Source organism: Nostoc sp. (assembly GCF_036917815.1).
Classification (GTDB): domain Bacteria; phylum Cyanobacteriota; class Cyanobacteriia; order Cyanobacteriales; family Nostocaceae; genus Nostoc.
In genome coordinates, this window is record NZ_JBALEK010000063.1 from 1 (window position 1) to 20,499 (window position 20,499).

18 protein-coding genes are annotated in these 20,499 nt (G+C 42.1%); 10 read left to right on the forward strand and 8 right to left on the reverse strand.

Annotated elements, in window-relative coordinates; all coding sequences use genetic code 11:
* Window positions 1-66 precede the first annotated feature (66 nt).
* The 4 genes from V7K97_RS19650 to V7K97_RS19665 all read right to left on the reverse strand — a co-directional run bounded on the left by V7K97_RS19650 (window position 67) and on the right by V7K97_RS19665 (window position 2,450).
* Entirely contained in the window at window positions 67-255 is a 189-nt protein-coding gene (locus tag V7K97_RS19650) for a type II toxin-antitoxin system RelE family toxin (RefSeq protein ID WP_334802682.1), read from the reverse strand.
* A complete protein-coding gene (locus tag V7K97_RS19655) occupies window positions 252-497 on the reverse strand; it encodes a type II toxin-antitoxin system Phd/YefM family antitoxin (RefSeq protein WP_334802683.1) in 246 nt (81 codons plus the stop codon). The genes V7K97_RS19650 and V7K97_RS19655 overlap by 4 nt, the downstream gene beginning before the upstream one ends.
* Before the next feature lie 338 nt (window positions 498-835).
* Window positions 836-1,147, reverse strand: a complete 312-nt coding sequence (locus tag V7K97_RS19660; protein WP_334802684.1) for a hypothetical protein — start codon at window positions 1,145-1,147, stop codon at window positions 836-838.
* 100 nt (window positions 1,148-1,247) lie between these two features.
* Window positions 1,248-2,450 (reverse strand): 3-dehydroquinate synthase, encoded by a 1,203-nt coding sequence (locus V7K97_RS19665; RefSeq protein ID WP_334802685.1) that lies wholly within the window; start codon window positions 2,448-2,450, stop codon window positions 1,248-1,250.
* Window positions 2,451-2,926: 476 nt separating this feature from the next.
* Here V7K97_RS19665 and V7K97_RS19670 point away from each other — a divergent pair, with 476 nt between their 5' ends.
* The 6 genes from V7K97_RS19670 to V7K97_RS19695 all read left to right on the forward strand — a co-directional run bounded on the left by V7K97_RS19670 (window position 2,927) and on the right by V7K97_RS19695 (window position 10,685).
* Complete coding sequence (locus V7K97_RS19670; RefSeq protein ID WP_334802686.1) at window positions 2,927-3,790, forward strand: EboA family metabolite traffic protein; 864 nt, start codon at window positions 2,927-2,929, stop codon at window positions 3,788-3,790.
* A gap of 171 nt (window positions 3,791-3,961) precedes the next feature.
* Entirely contained in the window at window positions 3,962-4,870 is a 909-nt protein-coding gene (locus V7K97_RS19675) for a TatD family hydrolase (protein ID WP_334802687.1), read from the forward strand.
* A 108-nt stretch (window positions 4,871-4,978) separates the two neighbouring features.
* A complete protein-coding gene (gene eboC, locus V7K97_RS19680) occupies window positions 4,979-5,911 on the forward strand; it encodes a UbiA-like protein EboC (protein WP_442936877.1) in 933 nt (310 codons plus the stop codon).
* Between the two features lie 125 nt (window positions 5,912-6,036).
* Window positions 6,037-7,263, forward strand: a complete 1,227-nt coding sequence (gene eboE, locus V7K97_RS19685) for a metabolite traffic protein EboE (RefSeq protein ID WP_334802688.1) — start codon at window positions 6,037-6,039, stop codon at window positions 7,261-7,263.
* A 15-nt stretch (window positions 7,264-7,278) separates the two neighbouring features.
* Window positions 7,279-8,655, forward strand: coding sequence for an alkaline phosphatase family protein (locus V7K97_RS19690; RefSeq protein WP_334802689.1), 1,377 nt, complete (start codon window positions 7,279-7,281; stop codon window positions 8,653-8,655).
* 536 nt (window positions 8,656-9,191) lie between these two features.
* Complete coding sequence (locus V7K97_RS19695) at window positions 9,192-10,685, forward strand: catalase (RefSeq protein WP_334802690.1); 1,494 nt, start codon at window positions 9,192-9,194, stop codon at window positions 10,683-10,685.
* Between the two features lie 222 nt (window positions 10,686-10,907).
* On the opposite strand, the gene V7K97_RS19700 is transcribed toward V7K97_RS19695, so the two are convergent.
* From V7K97_RS19700 to V7K97_RS19710, 3 genes are all read right to left on the reverse strand, one after another.
* Window positions 10,908-12,404, reverse strand: coding sequence for a hypothetical protein (locus V7K97_RS19700; protein WP_334802691.1), 1,497 nt, complete (start codon window positions 12,402-12,404; stop codon window positions 10,908-10,910).
* A 546-nt stretch (window positions 12,405-12,950) separates the two neighbouring features.
* On the reverse strand, window positions 12,951-14,798 hold the full coding sequence (locus V7K97_RS19705; protein ID WP_334802692.1) for an alkaline phosphatase family protein: 1,848 nt from the start codon (window positions 14,796-14,798) through the stop codon (window positions 12,951-12,953).
* 1,001 nt (window positions 14,799-15,799) lie between these two features.
* The gene (locus V7K97_RS19710; RefSeq protein ID WP_334802693.1) at window positions 15,800-16,228 is read right to left on the reverse strand and encodes a hypothetical protein; all 429 of its coding nucleotides are present in this window, start codon (window positions 16,226-16,228) and stop codon (window positions 15,800-15,802) included.
* A 483-nt stretch (window positions 16,229-16,711) separates the two neighbouring features.
* Here V7K97_RS19710 and psbQ point away from each other — a divergent pair, with 483 nt between their 5' ends.
* The 4 genes from psbQ to hemJ all read left to right on the forward strand — a co-directional run bounded on the left by psbQ (window position 16,712) and on the right by hemJ (window position 20,305).
* The gene (gene psbQ, locus V7K97_RS19715) at window positions 16,712-17,173 is read left to right on the forward strand and encodes a photosystem II protein PsbQ (protein WP_334802694.1); all 462 of its coding nucleotides are present in this window, start codon (window positions 16,712-16,714) and stop codon (window positions 17,171-17,173) included.
* Window positions 17,174-17,263: 90 nt separating this feature from the next.
* Window positions 17,264-18,364 carry an NAD(P)/FAD-dependent oxidoreductase gene (locus V7K97_RS19720; RefSeq protein ID WP_334802695.1) on the forward strand — a complete coding sequence of 367 codons (1,101 nt, stop codon included), beginning with the start codon at window positions 17,264-17,266 and terminating at the stop codon, window positions 18,362-18,364.
* Window positions 18,365-18,568: 204 nt separating this feature from the next.
* The gene (locus tag V7K97_RS19725; protein ID WP_334802699.1) at window positions 18,569-19,420 is read left to right on the forward strand and encodes an alpha/beta fold hydrolase; all 852 of its coding nucleotides are present in this window, start codon (window positions 18,569-18,571) and stop codon (window positions 19,418-19,420) included.
* A 285-nt stretch (window positions 19,421-19,705) separates the two neighbouring features.
* On the forward strand, window positions 19,706-20,305 hold the full coding sequence (gene hemJ / locus V7K97_RS19730; RefSeq protein WP_334802696.1) for a protoporphyrinogen oxidase HemJ: 600 nt from the start codon (window positions 19,706-19,708) through the stop codon (window positions 20,303-20,305).
* Here the strand turns inward: hemJ and V7K97_RS19735 are convergent.
* A partial coding sequence (locus V7K97_RS19735; protein WP_334802697.1) for a hypothetical protein occupies window positions 20,302-20,499 on the reverse strand: 198 nt, incomplete at its 5' end. The two genes, hemJ and V7K97_RS19735, sit on opposite strands and share 4 nt — an antisense overlap.

The following is a 20,499-nucleotide window of genomic DNA, read 5'->3' on the forward strand; positions in this document are numbered from 1 at the left end:
GTGAAGCGTCAAAAATCTCAAAGTAATTTCGCTAAAGACAGGCTAGAGGATGTAGAAACCTCTAGCTCAAGCGAAGCTAGCTAGAGGTAGTTCATAAGGATTTTCTTCAAGGACTGCGAGTAATTCCTCGGCCTTTTCCTTGAAGTTACTAGAAGCTAATTTCTTCGCGTCTTTTTGCGCTTGTTTTGTGTAAATCAACCTCCAACTCGCTCCTTCGGAGTTTGCAAGTGGCTCCTCAGAAGCTTGTTGACTCACCAATCCAACTCCTCATCACATTCTTGGATCGGGGTTCCTAGTCCTTCTTTTATAGATTCTCGCATTCCAGGGATAGATAATAAGTAAAGAGTCTCCTGAATTGCAGACCAATCTTTTTCCGCAAGCAGAATTGCATTACCGCGATCGCCTCGAATGATCACAGGTTTACCCTGCTCTGCAACTTGGTCTATGATCTGTTGCAAATTATTTTGGGCGTCGTTGACGGGAAGCGAGGACATCATAACTTTTTTAGTTCACGATAACTTTAATTTAGTATAAAAATTGAGAACTTTACCACGTTCTCAAGGAAGAAGAAGAGGAACTAAAAAGTATTTTGCAATTCCGAACCACGAAGTAGCGATCGCCTGAAAAATTAAGCAATATATTTGCATAAAAGAATCGCAATTGGGCGTAGTTTAAGAACATCTCACTTTTATCAAAATAATTTAGCGATCATTCTGCACGAAATGGGACACTTAGCAGACTTCATCTCAAGCTATACTAAATTTAGTTATTGGGCTGCTATTAAGGGTTGTAATCCATGTAACTCGAATACTTCAAACTAACCCAATCTCCATGTTCAGTATGCATTGTAGTACTGGTTTTGCTCTGATTGCAAATAAGGACTCCAGGAATCACCTTTGCGCTCACGCCGAGAAGAGGCGTACTTATATCCAGGATACTCTTTTGGGTCTGTTGGCATCCCCCGACGTGCTATCCCTTTCCATGTTGCGATAGCTTGATTTAAATCAGTAGTTTGAACAAAGCCTTCTGACAATAATAAATTCCAGCAATTCAGTTCTCCGCTATTCTCTGTATTCCAGACAAACGGATGACGATTCTCTGCATAATTTCTAAGCCGACTAATAAGTTCTTGCGTTTCTGGGTGCATAAATCATCCAAGTGTAAATTTGTGCATTAACAAGCACCTTTTAGTGTAGCGGCTTGTCGTTAGACATCACTTATGCTGACTGATTGCATCCAAAAGAGAATTAATGCAAAACTTCCCAATCTTGCAGCATCAAAATAGCATCTCTATACAAAGACAAATCCACGTGGTTAACTTCTATTCCTTTTCCAATTCCTTGTAGAAGGGTAATTGTTAATTTTCCTCCCAAGTGTTCACGAAACTCGGTAAGCCCCTTAAATAAACAATGCGGATGGTCTAGTTGATCTAATTGCTCTGTCAGTGCTGATACGTACAAACTAAAGCCTATTTTTTTAAGTGTACTTAGAACACTTTGCCACTCTGATTGTAAGAGTTGCCCGATTAAATATGAATAGGTGGTATCTAAAGCAATGCCGATCGCTACAGCTTCACCATGACGTAGGCTGTAATTAGTTAAATGCTCTAGTTTGTGAGCAGCCCAGTGTCCAAAATCTAAAGGACGCGATGAACCCATTTCAAAGGGATCGCCGCTACCAGCAATATGCTCTAAGTGCAACTGAGAACAACGATAGATCAGCTTTTCCATTATGTCCATGTCTCGATTAGCTAATTTATCGGCATTAGTCATAATGAAATCGAAGAAATCTGCATCTTTAATCAGCGCTACTTTCACCGCTTCTGCAATGCCCGATCGCCAATCTCGATCGTCAAGACTAGTGAGAAAATCAAAGTCATTCAAGACAGCATAAGGTGGCATGAACGTACCCAAAAAGTTTTTCTTGCCGAAGGCATTGATTCCGTTTTTTACCCCTACACCCGAATCGTTTTGCCCTAATACTGTTGTCGGTACTCGTAGCAGCCGAATTCCTCGGTGAGCCGTTGTTGCTGCATATCCTGCCATGTCTAGAACGGCTCCACCTCCAATTGCTAAGACGTAGGAGTGACGGCACAATCCAGATCCATTGATCTGCTGATGAATTTGCTCTATAAATCGAGAATCGTTCTTGACTGCTTCTCCACCCGGAACTACTATCGCCTCACCGCTCAGTGTTAGTACATTTTCATAATATTGGGCATAGATAGATAATTTTTTTAGCAGCCCATTCTGGGATTGTAAAAATCCTCCATCTACCACTAATAGTACTTTTTTTGGGGTTGTCTCCCCATCTGCGGCAATCACTTGGGCGAGTAAAGGATTGTCTAACTGAAACAGACCTCTAGTGAAGTGAACATCATAATTAAAGGTCACACGGACACATTGATTAATTGGTTGTAGACTAAGAGCAGTTTTTTGTTGAATAGCCATTGGAATATTATTGATTTTTAAGTAACTGTAAATAGATGCGGTATTGCAAGTTTAATTGACAATAAAATGAATAGGATAAATCTATTTAAAAGTTCAATATTGAGATGATTTAGTAAATAAGTCTATCTACTAAATTAATCATAGTTTTAAAGTGTCTTTATCTACTTGGTAAAGCTCAAAATAACATGAGATTAAAATTTTTAGTGATGCCTAGACTTTATATCTGAGGTCGGCAATAGAGAACATTATTACATAGGATCTTAATTATTTTCCGGAAGATAATTTTAGGATTTATCTAATCTAAATAGTATCTTTACAATATCTTGTTGAAAGTCGGGAGATTTTTATAGATTCAGTGAAGTTATGATTTCAGTATTAGATTATTTAACTGCTTCAATTCCAAAGTATCAAGTTTAGTGGTAGATTTTATACTTGGTTGTCACAAAAAAGGTTTGGCAACTTCTGCTGAATTCATCATGAGTAAAGTAAATAAGTTACTGTATCACTGGCTGTTAAAGTCTGTTTCTGAGAAAGCTTTTGTTTGGCTAGAACAGAAACAGACACAGATTGCTAGCGGCGCTGCTGAACGATTGTTTTTTACGGCTTTTAGCGCTGTGCCGCGTTATCTAGGTAAACAGGATTTGCAGCTAACATTCCAGGATTTGGAAGCAGCAGAGGATGTGATTCCCGGTTGGCATCCTGATCATTGGAGTGTAGATCAAGCAGGCCGCACACTCTTGCTTTTAGCTTTGCCCCACGATGATGCCCAGGAGTATTTAAAAACTCTCGATCAAGTCTTCTCCACTGCCGATATGGGGGAGTTAGTTGTCCTTTATCAAAGTTTTCCGTTCGTACCACATCCAGAGTTACATCGCCACCGTACTGCTGAGGGAATTCGCAGCAATATGAGTAACGTATTTCAAGCTATAGCCCTACGTAACCCATATCCAGCGAATTATTTAGATAATGCTGCTTGGAATCAGATGGTGCTGAAGGCTGTGTTTGTCGGCAGTCCATTGCATCTAATTTCGGGTTTGGATCGGCGTGCTAACCCAGAATTGGCGAAGATGTTGGTAGACTATGCCCATGAACGTTGGGCAGCTAAACGATCAGTTACGCCAGAACTTTGGCGATGTGTAGGGCGGTTTGCCGATAACGCAATCATCACAGATTTGGAAAAAGTACTGGCGAATGGGGCTATAGACGAGCAAAAAGCAGCAGCGTTAGCTTGTGCTGAGTCAGCTTTACCCGAAGCACAAGCATTGCTTTCTCGTTACCCAGATTTACACTCATCCATTCAACAAGGTAATCTGACTTGGAGCAGTTTTAGGTGCAAATAAAGGGAGTGGGGAGTAGGGAGAGCAGGGGAGGTAGGGGGAGAAGAACTATTAATTATTTATTGCCCAATGCCCTATGCCCAATTCCCAATACTTCGGCTTCTCTTGGAGACGCTACGCGTAGCAAGATCCCCGGAGGGGTACGCTCAGTACAAGTGCCCAATCATTAAAACCATGATGTTTATCGATCCTCACATTCACATGTGTTCCCGTACTACCTACGATTACTTAGTCATGCGGGAATATGGTATTGTCGCTGTCATTGAACCAGCCTTTTGGTTAGGACAACCTCGAACCAATGCCGGCACATTTAAAGACTACTTCAGTAGTCTTGTTGGCTGGGAACGGTTTCGTGCTAGTCAGTTTGGCATCCAGCACTACTGCACAATCGGACTAAATCCGAAAGAAGCTAACAACGAGGCACTAGCTGCTGAAGTTATGGAACTGCTACCACTTTATGCCTGTAAAGAAGGAGTTGTTGCCATTGGTGAAATTGGCTATGACGATATGACAGAAGTAGAAGATAAGTACTTTTGTCAACAGTTAGAATTAGCTAAAGAACTCGATATGTTGGTACTAATTCATACGCCCCATCGTAATAAGAAGGCGGGTGCTAGTCGGAGTATGGATCGCTGTATTGAATATGGCTTAGATCCTTCACAAGTAGTTATTGATCACAATAACGAGGAAACCGTTGAAGAAGTATTAGGACGCGGTTTTTGGGCGGCTTTCACGATTTACCCACAAACGAAGATGGGTAACGCCAGAATGGTAGAAGTTGTCCGCAAATATGGATGCGCTCGCATCATTGTAGATAGTAGTGCTGATTGGGGTATTAGCGATCCTTTGGCAGTCCCGAAAACGGCTCAGTTGATGTTAGATAGGGGGATTCCTGAAGAACATGTCCGAGCAGTTTGTTATGAAAATGCCCTAGCTGCTTACAGTCAAACTGGGCAGATGCAAGCATCAGATTGGCTCAATCCCCAATCTGTTGATCAACGTCAGTTATTCAGTGGTAATTCTGTGTTGCGGGGACAGGAACCAGGAATCAAATCAGTTTCAGATTATGTGTTGATTGAGTAGAAAATTGCCAAGGGACATTGAGGATTGGGCATTGGGCATTGCAAAAGATATTTTCATCTTGGACTTGTCAATATCATCCCAAAAATTACTAGGAACGGAGGTAGATAAGTGAATGTTGCAAGATTAAATTTTCCAGGCTGGCGGGGTTATCTGGAATTGATGCGTCCTGCTAATATTGTTACTGCTTGGGCGGATATTCTTGTTGGTTTTGCTGCTTCTGGCTCTGGGATTATTTTTACTAAATTAATCAATGGTGAAGCAACTTTTGCCATAGTAATTCCATTAGCTTGGTTGTTATTGGCTACAACTGGTTTATACGGCGGGGGTATAGTTTTTAATGATGTTTTCGATGCGGAATTAGACGCAAAAGAGCGACCAAATAGAGCAATTCCTAGTGGTCGCGTATCTCGTCAAAATGCTGCCTTATTGGGGAGTATACTGTTTACAATCGCGATTATAGCTGCTTTTCAAGTATCGTTGTTGAGTGGTGCGATCGCTATTTTTATCACTCTTTCATGTCTCCTATATGACTCACTCGCCAAACATCATCCTTTTTTTGGCCCTTTAAATATGGGTTTGTGTCGTGGTAGTAACTTATTATTAGGTGTAAGTGCTGTACCAGCAATAATAGGAGAACGTTGGTATTTAGCACTAATTCCTGTTTGTTATATTGCTGCGATCACCGCAATTAGTCAGGGTGAAGTTCACGGTGGTAACAAGATTACGGGAGTACTAGCACTACTGCTAATTGCAATAGTTTTGACGACAGTTTTAGCTTTAGGATTATTAGGAGAGTATACAGCGATCGCAGCATTACCATTTGCTCTTTTATTAGCTATCAGAGTCTTACCTAATTTTATCAAAGCTGCGCGTGAACCGATAGCCGAAAATATCCGAAATGCTGTGAAAATAGGCGTTTTGTCTCTAATAGTCTTAGATGCAAGCATTGCATCTGGTTTTGCTGGTTTGTATTACGGCTTATTAGTTCTAATTTTGCTACCAATTTCGATGAAATTAGCACAACTATTTGCAGTTACTTAAATTTTAATGTACAAATCCGGTAAGGGCGCAAATTTGTGCATCCCTACTGGATGTGTAATAAGTATTTTGTGAAATAGTTTAAGCCAAAGAAAATAGATTACATATACAGGTGATAGAGCTAGAAAATGAAAATTACAACAAACAATAATTTTCACTTAACTTATTGCAGCAATATTCATCCTGGTGAAAGTTGGTTAGAGGTTTTCGCCAATTTAGAAAAGTATATTACCGAACTCAAATTACGTTTGTCGCCTACAGAAGCTTTTGGTATTGGCTTGAGGTTAGCAGATGTTGCAGCCAAAGAACTTTTACAAAATAATAACTTGGCTCAATTCCAAGATTGGCTAACTCAACAAGATTTATATGTTTTCACCTTAAATGGATTCCCCTATGGCGGATTTCATCGACAGGTAGTAAAAGACCAAGTTTATGCACCAGATTGGTGTACACAAGAACGTGTCAATTATACATTAAACTTGGTAGAAATTTTAGCTACTCTGTTACCAGAAGGACTTGATGGCGGAATTTCTACACTACCATTATCTTATAAACCTTGGTGGGTAAAATACCAAGTACCTTTCGAGAGAGTTTTGAAAAAGAGTTGTTTGAATATAGCATTGGTTGTTGTAGAAATGATTCGCATCAGCGAAGAGACAGGAAAGATATTACATATTGATTTAGAGCCTGAGCCTGATGGTTTAATTGAAAATACCTCAGAAATCATTGATTTCTATCAAAATTGGTTATTGCCAATCGGTGGTAATTACTTATCAGAAAAATTAAATATTGAGCAGAGTTTAGCAGAGATTAAATTGCTAGAACACGTTCGGGTTTGCTATGATACCTGCCATTTTTCAGTTGAATATGAGCAGCCAAATTCTGTATTTACGCGTTTGCAATCGTCAGGAATTAAGATTGGTAAAATTCAAATCAGCGCCGCCATTCAAGTAAAAATACCTGCTGAAGTTGAAAAACGTAGTTTGATTGTTGAACGCTTACGTCCTTTTGCAGAATCTACCTATCTTCACCAAGTAATAGAACGTCGTAGCGATGGTACACTTCATCACTATCCTGACTTAATAACTGCATTACCACATTTAGAGCAATCTTTAGCTGAAGAATGGCGAACTCATTTTCATGTACCAATTTTTATTCATGATTATCAAATTTTGCAGTCTACGCAAGATGATATTGCTACTGTTTTACATCTACTTCAGACAAACAATGCTTGCCAATATTTAGAAATTGAGACTTACACTTGGGATGTACTGCCATCAGAAATGAAGATAGATTTGCTGACTTCTATTCAGAGGGAATATGAGTGGGTATTAAAAGAATTAGCCGCCAATTAAGAACGAACTAAGTTTATGAAAAAAACAGTTATTCTAAATGTTGTGGGATTAACCCCTAGCTTACTAGGAGAAAATACGCCGTTTTTATCTTCTTGGGCGGCTATTGGACAAGTGGTTCCCATTCAAAAAGTTCTACCTGCTGTAACTTGTTCAGTTCAAGCTACTTATTTAACAGGAAAATTGCCTGATGAACATGGAATTGTCGCTAATGGTTGGTACTTCCGTGATGAATGCGAAGTGAAATTTTGGCGGCAATCTAATAAACTAGTACAGGCCCCCAAAGTTTGGGAAATAGCTAAATCAATTGATCCAAACTTCACTTGTGCCAACCTTTTTTGGTGGTACAATATGTACTCTACAGCAGATTATAGCATTACGCCGCGCCCAATGTATCCCGCAGATGGGAGAAAGTTACCTGATATTTATACCCATCCTGCTGATGTGCGATCGCAAATTCAATCTGATTTAGGAAATTTCCCTCTCTTCGATTTCTGGGGGCCAAAAACTTCCATTAGTTCTAGCCAATGGATTGCCAATTCCGCAAAATGGATTGAGGAACGTTATAGCCCTACATTATCACTAATTTATCTGCCACATTTAGATTACTGTCTGCAAAAATTTGGTAACAACGAAACACAGATTCAAGCCGATTTGCGAGAAATTGATGCTGTTTGTGGCGATTTAATTGAATATTATCAAGCACGTAATATTCAGATAGTTATTCTTTCTGAGTATGGCATTACTCCAGTTTCTAAAGCTGTGGATTTGAACCGTGTATTACGGGAAAATAGTTTAATTGCTGTGCGAGAAGAATTGGGGCGAGAACTACTCGATTTTGGTGCTAGCATTGCCTTTGCTGTTGCCGATCACCAAATTGCTCATGTTTATGTGAACGATCCGACGTATATCCCGAAAGTGCGATCGCTTTTAGAAGCGACTGAAGGTGTAGCCCAGGTATTGGATGAACAGGGTAAGCAAGCCCACCACCTTGATCATCCTAGATCGGGAGACTTGGTAGCGATCGCTCAATCTGACGCTTGGTTTACCTATTATTATTGGCTCGATGATGCGAAAGCCCCTGATTTTGCCAAAACTGTAGATATTCACCGCAAACCTGGTTACGATCCTGTAGAACTTTTCCTCGATCCGCAAATAAAATTTCCTCAAGGGAAAATTGCTCTCAAGTTACTTAAGAAACAACTAGGTTTCCGCTACCTCATGGATGTGATTCCTCTGGATAGTTCTCTGGTGCGTGGCTCTCACGGTAACATTACCACTTCTGTTGATGAAGGACCTCTATTTATCACCCATCAAACTCACCTAGTTGATGAAAATCGAATTCAGGCGACAGATGTTTGCTCGTTAATTCTCAAACATTTGAATCAGGAGTAGGGAGTGGGGAAAAGGAATTTTTATCGAAACAGAATAAGGGACTTCCAAATAAAAAATACTCAAAAAACTGGCGAAAAAACTCTCTCCTCCTTATTCCTCTGTGTTGCGCCAGTTGCTTCTCCCTTGGCGCTAGCCTCTCCCTTTGGGAGAAGGGGAGACGCTGCGCGTAGCAAGATCCCCGGAGGGGTACAAGTCTCTTAACCGCAAGGGCGCACTGGCAACTCTATTGTCTCTGTGGTTCGTTTATTTGGATAATTTATTTCTTAGAAGTCCCTAAAGTCGTCAGAATTCAGTTGGATATTCTGACTGAAAAACCCGATGAATAATTCTAGTTAAGTTGACACAAATACATAAATGTGCATACATATATCTCCCAAAAATATCAAACAACTTGGTGGTAATTCATAGTCATATCGAGTATGCTTTGTATATGAACTCGTTATGACTATGAATTATTTGCCTCTGGCATCTGTCTATTTACTGACTAAAATGTACTGTGGGCAATCTGAGTAACTTAATGGAGAGCTTCTTTACCCATGACTGAACCCCAAAACTTGACAACTGCTGACGGTATTCCTGTTGCGGATAACCAGAACTCACTCACCGCAGGAGCGCGTGGGCCTGTATTAATACAGGATTTCCACCTCATAGAAAAGTTGGCTCATTTCAACAGAGAACGTATTCCTGAAAGAGTTGTCCACGCTAAAGGTGCTGCGGCTCACGGCACTTTTACTGTCACCAATGACATCAGCCGCTATACTAAAGCTAAACTTTTTTCTGAAATTGGCAAGAAAACAGAAGTTCTCCTGCGCTTTTCTACAGTCGGGGGAGAAAAGGGTTCAGCAGATGCCGAGCGTGACCCTAGAGGTTTTTCCCTGAAGTTTTATACTGAGGAGGGTAACTGGGATGTCGTAGGTAATAATACTCCTATTTTCTTCATCCGCGACCCGCTCAAGTTTCCTGATTTTATCCATACCCAAAAGCGCAATCCCCAAACTAATTGCAAAGATCAGAATGCAAAGTGGGATTTCTGGTCACTCAGTCCTGAATCGCTCCATCAAGTGACGATCCTGTTTTCAGACAGGGGAATTCCCAAAACCTATCGTCACATGGATGGCTTTGGTAGCCACACCTTTAGTTTAATTAATGCTGAAGGCGATCGCGTCTGGTGTAAATTTCACTTTAAGACTCTCCAAGGGCATCAAACCTTGACAGAGGAAGAATCGGCTAAGATTAAGGGTGAAGATCCCGATCATGCGACTCATGATTTGTTTGAAGCGATCGCTAAAAAAGATTATCCTAAATGGCGGCTGTGTATTCAGGTGATGACTGACGAACAAGCAGCAAAACATCGAGATAATCCCTTTGACTTGACAAAAGTTTGGAAACAAGGGGAATATCCCTTAATCGAAGTTGGGATATTAGAGCTAAATCGGAACCCTGAGAATTATTTCGCCGAAGTTGAGCAAGCGGCTTTTAGTCCTAGTGCGGTAGTACCTGGGGTTAGTTTCTCTCCCGACAAAGTTTTGCAAGCTCGCCTATTTTCTTACCCAGATGCTCAACGGTATCGCTTGGGTGGTAACTATCAGCAACTACCTGTTAACCAGCCCAAATGTCCAGTGATGCATAATCAGCGAGATGGTTTCATGGCGTTGGGCAACAATGGCGGTAGCGCTCCTAATTATGAACCCAATAGTGCTGAGGGTACGCCCAAAGAAAATCCAGCATACAAAGAGCCACCCACCCACTTGGGCGATGTGACAGTTGATCGTTACAGTCATCGTGAAGGAAACGATGATTACACGCAAGCGGGCGATCTGTATCGATTACTGACTCCTGAACAGCAAGAGCGTCTGGCAAAAAATATTGTCGGTAGTCTCTCTCAAGCAAGCCAGGACATCCAAATGCGCCAACTTTGCCACTTTTTTAGGGCAGATGTTTCCTATGGTATGCGTGTAGCTGATGGGTTAGGCATTTCAATTGATCCCTCAATGTTTTCTCATAATGCTCAACCTGTAGGTAATTGGTAGCCTCTTAATTTCGTAGGGTGTGTTATGCCGTAGGCTAACGCACCGAAAACCTAGATGATGGGTTACGTACTGAAACTAGATTTAGATCCCCGACTTCTTGAAGAAGTCGGGGATCTAATAAATGAAAACAGTTACATAAGGGATGAGAATACAACCCATCCCTTCCTTTTTTCGATACTCAAGGTTAGGTTAATGTTCTCCTTTAAAGGAGTCCCCAGACTCCTATTTCTCCTTGTTAGTTGGGGCGAAAGATATACCTCGTAGCACTTGACCAGAGATAGGGGAACGGATGGCGCGGAACTGCTCAGACGCAGACTGCACAGGTGTTGTGTAGGAAAGTTTATCAGTGATGGCAACCACTTCGTTCGGATCTGCTCCTTGATCGCCGCTACTGCTAATGGTCGAAGTTACTGCATACAATGTGACGGTGCCATCAGGATTGACTTGACCCGTAAGATTGCGAAGACCATCTGTTGCGGGATTGTCAGCAGCAGGTAAACCAGCTACGGGATATTGCTGACCAAGATTCAAGCCTTTTTGCAAAACGTAGTCCAATTTCCAGGTGCCGTTTACCAAACTCCACTTCTGAAGACCTGCGGTAGTGCTGGTTGCGGCATCAGCAGCAACACCGTCGCCCTCATCGGCAACATACAGCGTGGTTGGATTAGCAAACCAAATACCAAAAGGATAGTAGATGGGTTGGACAGTTCCATTCACGTTCTTGCCAGTCTTAGCGAGGTTTGTGGGGAAGCCAGGCAGGATGGTGATTGGTGCAGTAGCTGCATTGGCGAGGGTTGGTAAGCTACCTGCGTTACCGACCTGGTATACAGTATTAATTCCGTTGCTACCACTACCTTTGGTTACATACAAAGTGTTATTGAAAATAGTCTCGCCTCGGAAATTATTGTCTTTGGCAGTCTTGTCGGCTGTGTAGCCATATTGAGTAATGTTGAACGATCCTACCTGATTAGTGCCAGGAGTTGATGGAGTCGCGTTCTGACCAGGAATGACAATCTGCACACCTGCCGCAGCTGTGACGGATGGCGATCCGTTGCCATTACCAGCATTACCTACAGTGTAGTACAAGCCGTTTGAACCTAGTATCCCTGCACGACCATTGTTCCCAGGATATGCGTTGGTTGTAGTTACCTTGGGGGTGAAAAAACCGTGAGAGATAAAGTGTGCATCATCAAAGTTGATTTGCGCTACTGCCCTATAGGTGGGAGTCGTTGTCACAGGGTTGCCCGGTTCGGTAATTCCCGGCGTGTTAGAGTTTGACACGTCGAGCTGATTGATTGGGCTAACGTAACCCATGAAAGTCAGCCCTTTGCCGTCGGGTGTGAGATTTAAGGCTAATTCCGATTTGGACGGAAAACTGGTAGTAATGACACTAGGATCAACGTACATTGTACGGATATCTGTGCCACAAGTAGTAATCTCCTGGAGGAAAATTGGCGAAGTGATGCCAAAGCTGCCATCAACTGTATCATTGTTGAAAACGTCTGGATAAGTGCCGTTTGCGATCGCCATACCCCCACCCGGAAGTGTCTGACCAACAGTTACGGTCTTAGCTGTGCCCGCATAAGTACTGCCAGAGATAATCAGGTGATTTGCATTAGAACATTTATCATCCTCGTTCAAATTATCAGCTATTTTAACTATGGGCGAGGAGTAGTCAGATATAATTGCTGGAGACTGTAAGTATTGAATTGGTATCATGATGTTTGTATATGCTGTGTAAACAGATTTTCTGAGACTCGAATCATCCTTTTTTTTGCAACTATGTATCCGCGACAAATCTTCTCTTCACCCCTTCGGTAGATCGTGGCGACCAGAATAATTGCTTATCCCGAAGTATTGAGGAGATACAAGTTTTGTGATCTTTGCGGTACACCGATTCGCTCTAACTGCGGGAATTAGAAAGAAAGGCAGGAGGCTCAGTTGGAAGAAAACTTTAGTTCTGGATCATTGCCCAGTCAAAAAAAGAACGGCATCTGGAAAACCTCACTTCTATTTCTCTCTCCTTTTAGGAGAGAGACTTTGAATTTTCCCCCTTCCCGCGACGAGTTGGAGGTTAGGGGGTTAGGTTTTTGGTGGACTTTTCCACATAACGTGAAAAGTCAGGTTTTTAAAGATGGGTTCCTCCTGCCTCCTGAATATAAATTGATGTGTTAAATACCACATCAATTTCTTGATTTAGTGGTTTTTTATTCCTCGTACTCCCTGCGCTCTCGATCTATTCGGTATTTTTCAATTTGCAAGTCCCTACCTACCGTTAAGTGGTAATGTCTGGGTTCTATCAATCTGAACACCTTGCAGTCGTTGAGGATTTAAACCTAGAACCTGTAATGTAGTTGGAGCAATTTGGGTGGTAGAAACAGTTCGACTGATAGTTTTACCTTGCAGATTGCGGGAAAATCCAGTGCTACCTACAATCAGGGCTACGTGGGTGTCAGCATCAGTAAATCCACCATGCTCTGCACGCTTCTTGGTAGCGTTACCAAAGAAATAGCCAGTTTTGAGTGGAACAATAATGTCAGGGGTGCGCTCGCTTGTCCTTGGATCTCCCAATCCGGCATTAATGATGCTCTGACCATACAATACCTGACCCTGAGCAGTAGCATCCTCAGTTGAAAACGCCACCCCAGTATTTGGATCAATCGTATTATCAAATGAGTAATTTTTGGAATTCAGCAGGGCTACTGCTTTTCGGACATCAGACGGATTTTTCAAGAAGATCAGTGAGGAAGTATCCTGACCTCGCTCAGAAGCAACCTGGATGCCGTTTCTTACTAAGAGAGCGGCAACAGCAGTCAGGTTTCCATCGCCACCAGCAGCACCAGTAACACTATCAAATGTACTGCTCAAACCAACAGTTGGGTCTTGGACGGGATTTTGCCCGTGTTTGGCGGTCAAAATCACTAAAGTTGAACTGTCTAATCCTTTCTTTTTCAGTTCATCTAAAATCAGACCGATGCTGGCATCAGTATGGGCTACTGCACTTACGAGGTCAGGACGGGCATTGCCATTAGAGTCAATTCCGCCACCATTAAATTGAGAGGCAGTCTCTTTCTCGCCGACGCTCACAGCTTGGAAATTCAAGCCAAAAATTGCCGGAGTGCCTACTTTTATAGTGCCGGAATCGTTCAATCCATCAATCTCGTTTAATATCTGTTTAACCTTGATATCGTCGTAGGTTGAGGTTGTTGCTACACTCGTAAACTGGCTGGCGCTAAAACCAGCAGGTGGAGCCTTAAACAGAGCCGGATTACCCTTTGTCGCGTCACTAAAGAAAGTGGATGTGATTTTAGAGTTGGTGTTGGAGTAAGGAGTACCTGTAGATTGATCGACTAAAGCCCCAAGGGTGCTGGGGAGAAGTCCTGGCTTAGTTGGATCAATCGCCACTGCTGCGTTAATTTCTAGTGAAGAGTAATCGCTAATGCTACCGACTCGACCCGTTGCCAAATTAAACTTCGTTGGGTCTTGTGTATTTCCAGCGAGGATGGTGTAAGCGGCGGGATGCTTGTCAGACCAAGCAGTACGGAGTCCTGCCGCACTAGCTACGTCAAAAATGGTGTTTACCTTCAGGTACTGGTTGGGGTAAACAGGGTTGCCATTGCGATCGACTGGCAATTGGGTTTTATCAAATCCCTGACCGCCATCTAAGGTGCCACCCTTACCATTATTCCAAGAAGCGTCAACGGTTTCATCAAATGTTACTACAGTACCTGGTTTGGCGGTTCCTGCGGCGATTTGGGCAGCAGTCGTGCCTGGGGCATACAAAGCGCGACTGTAGGAAAGATCATAAAATACACCAGTCGTGCCGGGGTTAGCACCAGTGATATAGTTTAACTCCCCAGGATATGAATCTGATGGTGCAGAAGTGAAAGCATTGGTGTATGTCACACCTTCTATCTGCAACCGCTTGATATTTTTCAAAGAAGATTGCAGATTAGCAACTGATAGATCGGAGTTGTGCAATCCATCAATCGAAATAATCAGAACATGACTAAAGCGGGCAGTTGTATTTCCGAGACTGATTGCTTGGACACCAGGAATCAGGGTGTTGCTAACAATCGCCGTCGTCAATACCCCAAAAAGTGTTTTCTTCATTGTGTGTAACTAAATTGGAAAAATGGCTTATAATTTCAGCAATCTGCAAAAATTCTGAATTCAAGGGCTACTTCTTTTGGCAATGGCTCTCGCCTAGCATTTATCAAAGACTCCAAGAATCAACCCATTGAGAGCATTGAAGAGACAGAAGGGAAATATATTCACAGATATTGATTACAAATATGCGCGGGTATTAAATGCTTGGAGTGGGTTTTACGTGATTTCGCTGCTTATTAAGAAGCACAAATTTGATTAAATCAATAACAACGTAAGCAACGCAAGTAGACTGAATCTTGCTTCATCAAATCTTTATAATCACTTTTGATGTAGCAAAAATAAATTCAGAACGATTTTACCCAGTTTTAGCAATCATTCAGATTATCAATAATTGTTAATCTCTCTTGTTATAAGGCTTTCAGAGTTATGGAATTTCAAATTTAGGAAATAATTTTCTGTCTAGTTTTTTAAATTATTAGTAAAGTTAAGGTTTTATTAATGTTTAAATAATGTGATAATGTCATCAAACCACCAGTGGCGTTGTTTCACGAAATATAGCAGTTCTCAATTGCATGAAATACAGAGCTAACCCCCAGCCCCTTCCCTGCAAGGGAAGGGGAGTAAGACTTAAAGCCTCTCTCCTAAAAGGAGAGAGGTCAAAACTGTACTGCACCCAAGCGAGAACCGCTATAGACTCTTTTTAGACCAATACAGTTTAATTAAGGAAAATTGTAGGTTGGGTTAAGCAAAGCGCAACCCAACAAAGCCCCGAAAATGTTGAGTTTCGTTCCTCAAACGCCAGATGCTTCTCCCTTGGCGCTAGCCTCTCCCTCTGGGAGAAGACCGCGCTGGCTCCCCAACCTCATCCGTGAGAGGTTTTTGGCGCTAACCCAAGCGTATTGCTTTTTAGACCACCATCAGATCGTAGATTTGGTGCAAAACAATCAGGGCAGGTCTGAATATCCCACGTTCTTGATTCTGATTCCTGACTTGTGAATTCTTCTTCAATCGCTTTGTTTATTAAAAACTTCTAAAATCTGCCGGCAAATCTGTTTGAGCTTATTCTCAATTTCATCAGAAGGCGAAGATGCGCCGACAACACTCCAGTTTTCTACCGTAGAAAGTCGCCACGCTTCACCGCGATGATCGAATCCAGCGACCTCCACACCGATCGCCCGGCGGTAATTATTGATGGGATCTTGATAAAATCGGATTTGAATTAAAATACTACGACTTCGCCAAGATTTGCTGATACCAGGAAAGTGAAAGCCAATATCTATAGAATCTGGATCGACTAACTCCCTAGTTTCCGGGTCATTCTTCCAGGGTTTGAGATCAGATTTGGCATCAGGAAACTCGAATTTGAACAAATTAACTACCGTAGCAATGTTGCTGGCGAGTTCAAGGTTCGTTGCCTGTTCAGCTGCGTTCACTAAAAAACACTCCTATATCGCGTCGGCATCTTCGGGGATGTGAAGACAGAACAACCGCCAGAAGGCTTCTATCATTGGTGTTTCAGCTTATCAAGACCTTTGAGATTTAGCAACTCTAAATCAGGCTTTTCTAACAATATCAGTTAACGTGAGTTCGACAAGTTTTATTTGACCTCTCCCCCAGCCCCTCTCCGTGTCGGAGAGGGGAGCAAAAAGCTGAATTTTTCGTTGCTCCTCCCTCTCCGTTTCGGGTTCATCGAACTAACAATCCAGGTAACTAAGCAGATGCCAAAAATTGCTTCTTGTTGGGACTGGCTAACACCTATTAAGTAATTGTACTTAAAAATTCCTCAAAAGCAGATGAAACTCTGCCCTTTGAAGAAAATATCAAGATTTTGTGCAAAATCCTTAGCTGACAACAACGATAAATTGCGCTGGCGATCTAAAATGACACTGTGAATCGGTAAACAAATAGTTGAATATATGGTGCGTCAACGCTCAATTTTTTCATTTTTTCTAGTATTATTGGCCACATTCCTCATTAGTTGTGGTAGTCCTGGTGTTGCGATCGCACCTCCAACTTACACAGCAGTACAACTTGAAAAAATTCAGGCATACATTCCTGATATTCAGGCTGTGCGCGATCGCTCAGAGGAGTTGAAAACCCTGATTAAAAAAGGTGATTGGATCAATGTGCGTAACTTTATACATGGCCCCATAACAGAAGCAAGGCTGAATTTGACTTATGTCACTCCCAACCTTCTACCCAAAGACCAACCTACAGCACGTCAAATAACGCGAGATTTGTTTAACCACCTGGTTAAACTTGATAAAGCTACCAGTGCTAGCAATCCTCTAATTGCCTTGAATCAATCCCAAGCTGCTTTCGCAGACATTGACAAATTCCTCGATCTGCTTCCTAAGACCAGCACAGAGGCAAGTTAAGCGCGAGGTAAGATGGGCTGAGGGGGATGAAGAAGAGTAAAAATTGTTCACTTGCTCCCCCATCTCCTCCATCTCCGCTTCAAAACAACAATGAGTCATGTAGTTATTATCGGTTGTGGTGTGGTTGGGGCTGCGATCGCATACCAACTGAGTTTAGTAAAAGGGCTAAAAATCACAGTTTGCGATCGCCAACCACCAGCACAAGCTTCCACGGGCGCTGCACTTGGCGTTTTAATGGGTGTAATCAGCCAAAAAATCAAGGGCAAAGCTTGGCAGATGCGACAAACTAGCATCCAACGCTATGAAACTTTGATTCCTGAACTAGAAGCTTTAACAGGTCGCAAAATTCCTTTTAATCGCCAGGGAATTCTCAGTCTTGGTTTGGAAGAGGAGAATTTAGCAGCATGGGAAAAACTTGTAGAAATTCGCCACTCTCAAGGCTGGCATTTAGAAATTTGGGACACAGCTAAACTCAAAAATATCTGCCCTCAAATTAATAACGAAAAAATTCTTGGCGCTGTCTATTCTCCCCAAGACCGTCAACTTGATCCAATTGCCCTAACCTTAGCTTTAGTTGAGGCTGCCCAGCAAAATGGTGTAACTTTCAAATTTGGCGTGACTGTTTTGGATGCCCAAACCTCAACGCCTGAATTTTGCAATCAACTTGAGACTACAGAAGGAAAAATAGCCGCAGATTGGTTTGTAATCGCAGCAGGGCTAGGTTCAACACCACTGACGGCAAAATTAAATCAGATAATTGATATCCGCCCCGTACTTGGACAAGCGTTGCAAATGCGTGTAGGGCATCCATTAGGTAATCCCGACTTCCAGCCAGCGATAACGGGTAACGATGTCCATATTGTTCCTGTGGGTGGTGGAGATTATTGGGTAGGCGCAACAGTAGAATTTCCCAGCAATGGCGATGAGATACCGCCAAATCAAGAACTACTGGAATCTGTTAGAGAACAAGCGATCGCATTTTGCCCAGAATTAGCCACAGCAACCATTGTCCGCACTTGGTCAGGGTTACGTCCCCGCCCCGAAGGACGACCAGCCCCAGTTATTGGTAAGCTGCCAGGGTTTAGTAACATCCTCCTAGCTACCGGACACTATCGCAACGGCGTTTTATTAGCACCCGCCACAGCTTATGCAATTCGTGAGATGATTATTGCTCAGGGAATGGGGGGATGAGGGAGTAGGGGAAGCAGGGGGAGCAGGGGAGGCAGGCGAGGCAGGGGGAGCAGAGAGAGGAGCAGGAGAAGAATAACAAACAATGCCCAATGCCCAATGCCCAATACCCAATGCCCAATGCCCAATGCCCAATACCCAATGCCCAATGCCCAATGCCCCATGCCCAATGCCCAATGCCCAATGCCCAATCCATCAAAAAATAGCGTGTCAATAACAGAACATAAAATAAATGTAGATTCACTGGAATGGTTTTATCGGGAATCTTTACCAATCGGTAGAACTGACTTAGCGCCTGTGTTGTTGCTACACGGCTTAGTTTCACAAAGTTACAGTTGGCGTAATATTATACCTGCTTTAGCAAATCAGGGGACAAGAGCGATCGCACCAGATTGGATTGGTTACGGCTTTTCTGCAAAACCAGAAAAACGAGATTTTGCTTACACTCCCGATGCTTTTATCACAGCTTTAGAAGGATTTGTCAAAGCTTTAGAACTTGAACATTTTTCTTTAGTTGTCCAAGGCTTTTTAGGTTCTGTAGGACTACAATATGCCTTGCGTCATCCAGAACAAATTGCCAATTTAGCTATTTTAAATACACCAATTTCAACTGCTGCCAAATTACCTTGGAAAATTAAGCAAATGGGTTTACCTTTAGCAGGTGAAGTCATGACCCAAGATCCCCTATTAGTTGATCGGACACTAGAAGGTGGAAGCCGTTATCGCATAGGAGATAAAGATTTAGATATTTATCGAAAACCATTTTTGAAAACTTCTGCATCTGGTCGCAGTCTCTTATCAAGTATTCGTAATTTACAGCTTGATTCAGCAATGACAGAAATCCAATCTGGCTTTAAAGAATGGCAACAGCCAATTCTGATTCAATGGGGGATGATTGACCCTTGGTTACCTGTAGACATTGCCCAAAATTTTGTCAATTCCGTACCAAATAGCGAATTAATAAAACTTAATAACGTCGGACATTATCCTCAAGAACATTACCATGAGGCGATTTTAGAAGACCTTTTACCCTTTGTGCGTCGTAAAGATACTCATTGACAATATACCTCTGGCAAAAATCGATATTATAAAAATGAACCCACACTTGAAGAATAATTCAGGAGTCAGAATTAATTAGTGGTGAGTCTAGACCACTAAATCTGTGATTTAGTGGCGTATTAAGCCCGTTTATTCATTCGTCAGTCATACAGAATTTATGCTGAATTCTGACTGCTGACTTCTGAATTGTATTCTTATAAATGTTATCCCTGTCTGCATTTGTGAACTTTTTGTTACCACTAAAAATGGATGGGATCACAACCACACTTATGGAGATTAGTATTCATGGCTTATTCATGGTTTAAAGCATTTCATATTGTCGGATTTGTAGTTTGGTTCGCTGGTTTGTTTTACCTAGTACGCCTTTTTATCTATCACGTTGAAGCGAACCTTGAACCGGAACCAGCGCGAACCATACTGAAAAACCAGTATCAAATTATGGAAAAGCGGCTCTATCATATCATCACTAATCCAGGAATGTACGTAACGATCGCAATGGCCATCGGTTTAGTAAGTACTGAACCGGATATTTTAAAAGAGGGCTGGTTACATATCAAACTGCTGTTTGTTGCCATTTTAATTGGCTATCATCATTACTGCGCTCGACTGATGAAGAAATTAGCAGTAGATGAATGTGGCTGGAATAGTCAGCAATTACGCGCTTTAAATGAAGCACCCACAGTTATGTTAGTAGCGATCGTTCTGCTAGCTGTGTTTAAGAATAATTTACCTACAGATATCGCAGCCTGGGCTATTTTCGCCATGATTGTTTTTATGGCAGTAACTATTCAACTTTATGCCAAAAAACGCAGGCAAGATAAAGAAAAGTTGACGGCACAGATAGGACAACCACAAGAACAAAGTCAGTCTATAAACAGCTTTTAGAGATTGTCTCGTTCCCAGTCTCTGGCTGGGAACGAGGTTTTAAAAGGGTTTTGGCTTAAGTTGACACCAATTGCATCTTGCCCGCCCTCATTATGCAAGTTACAGCAATTTTCAGGTAAATAGACCACAGTGATTGAACCAACCGAGGGCATCATCTTCGGTAATGTAATTGACAGCAACCGCCATTGCTTGGT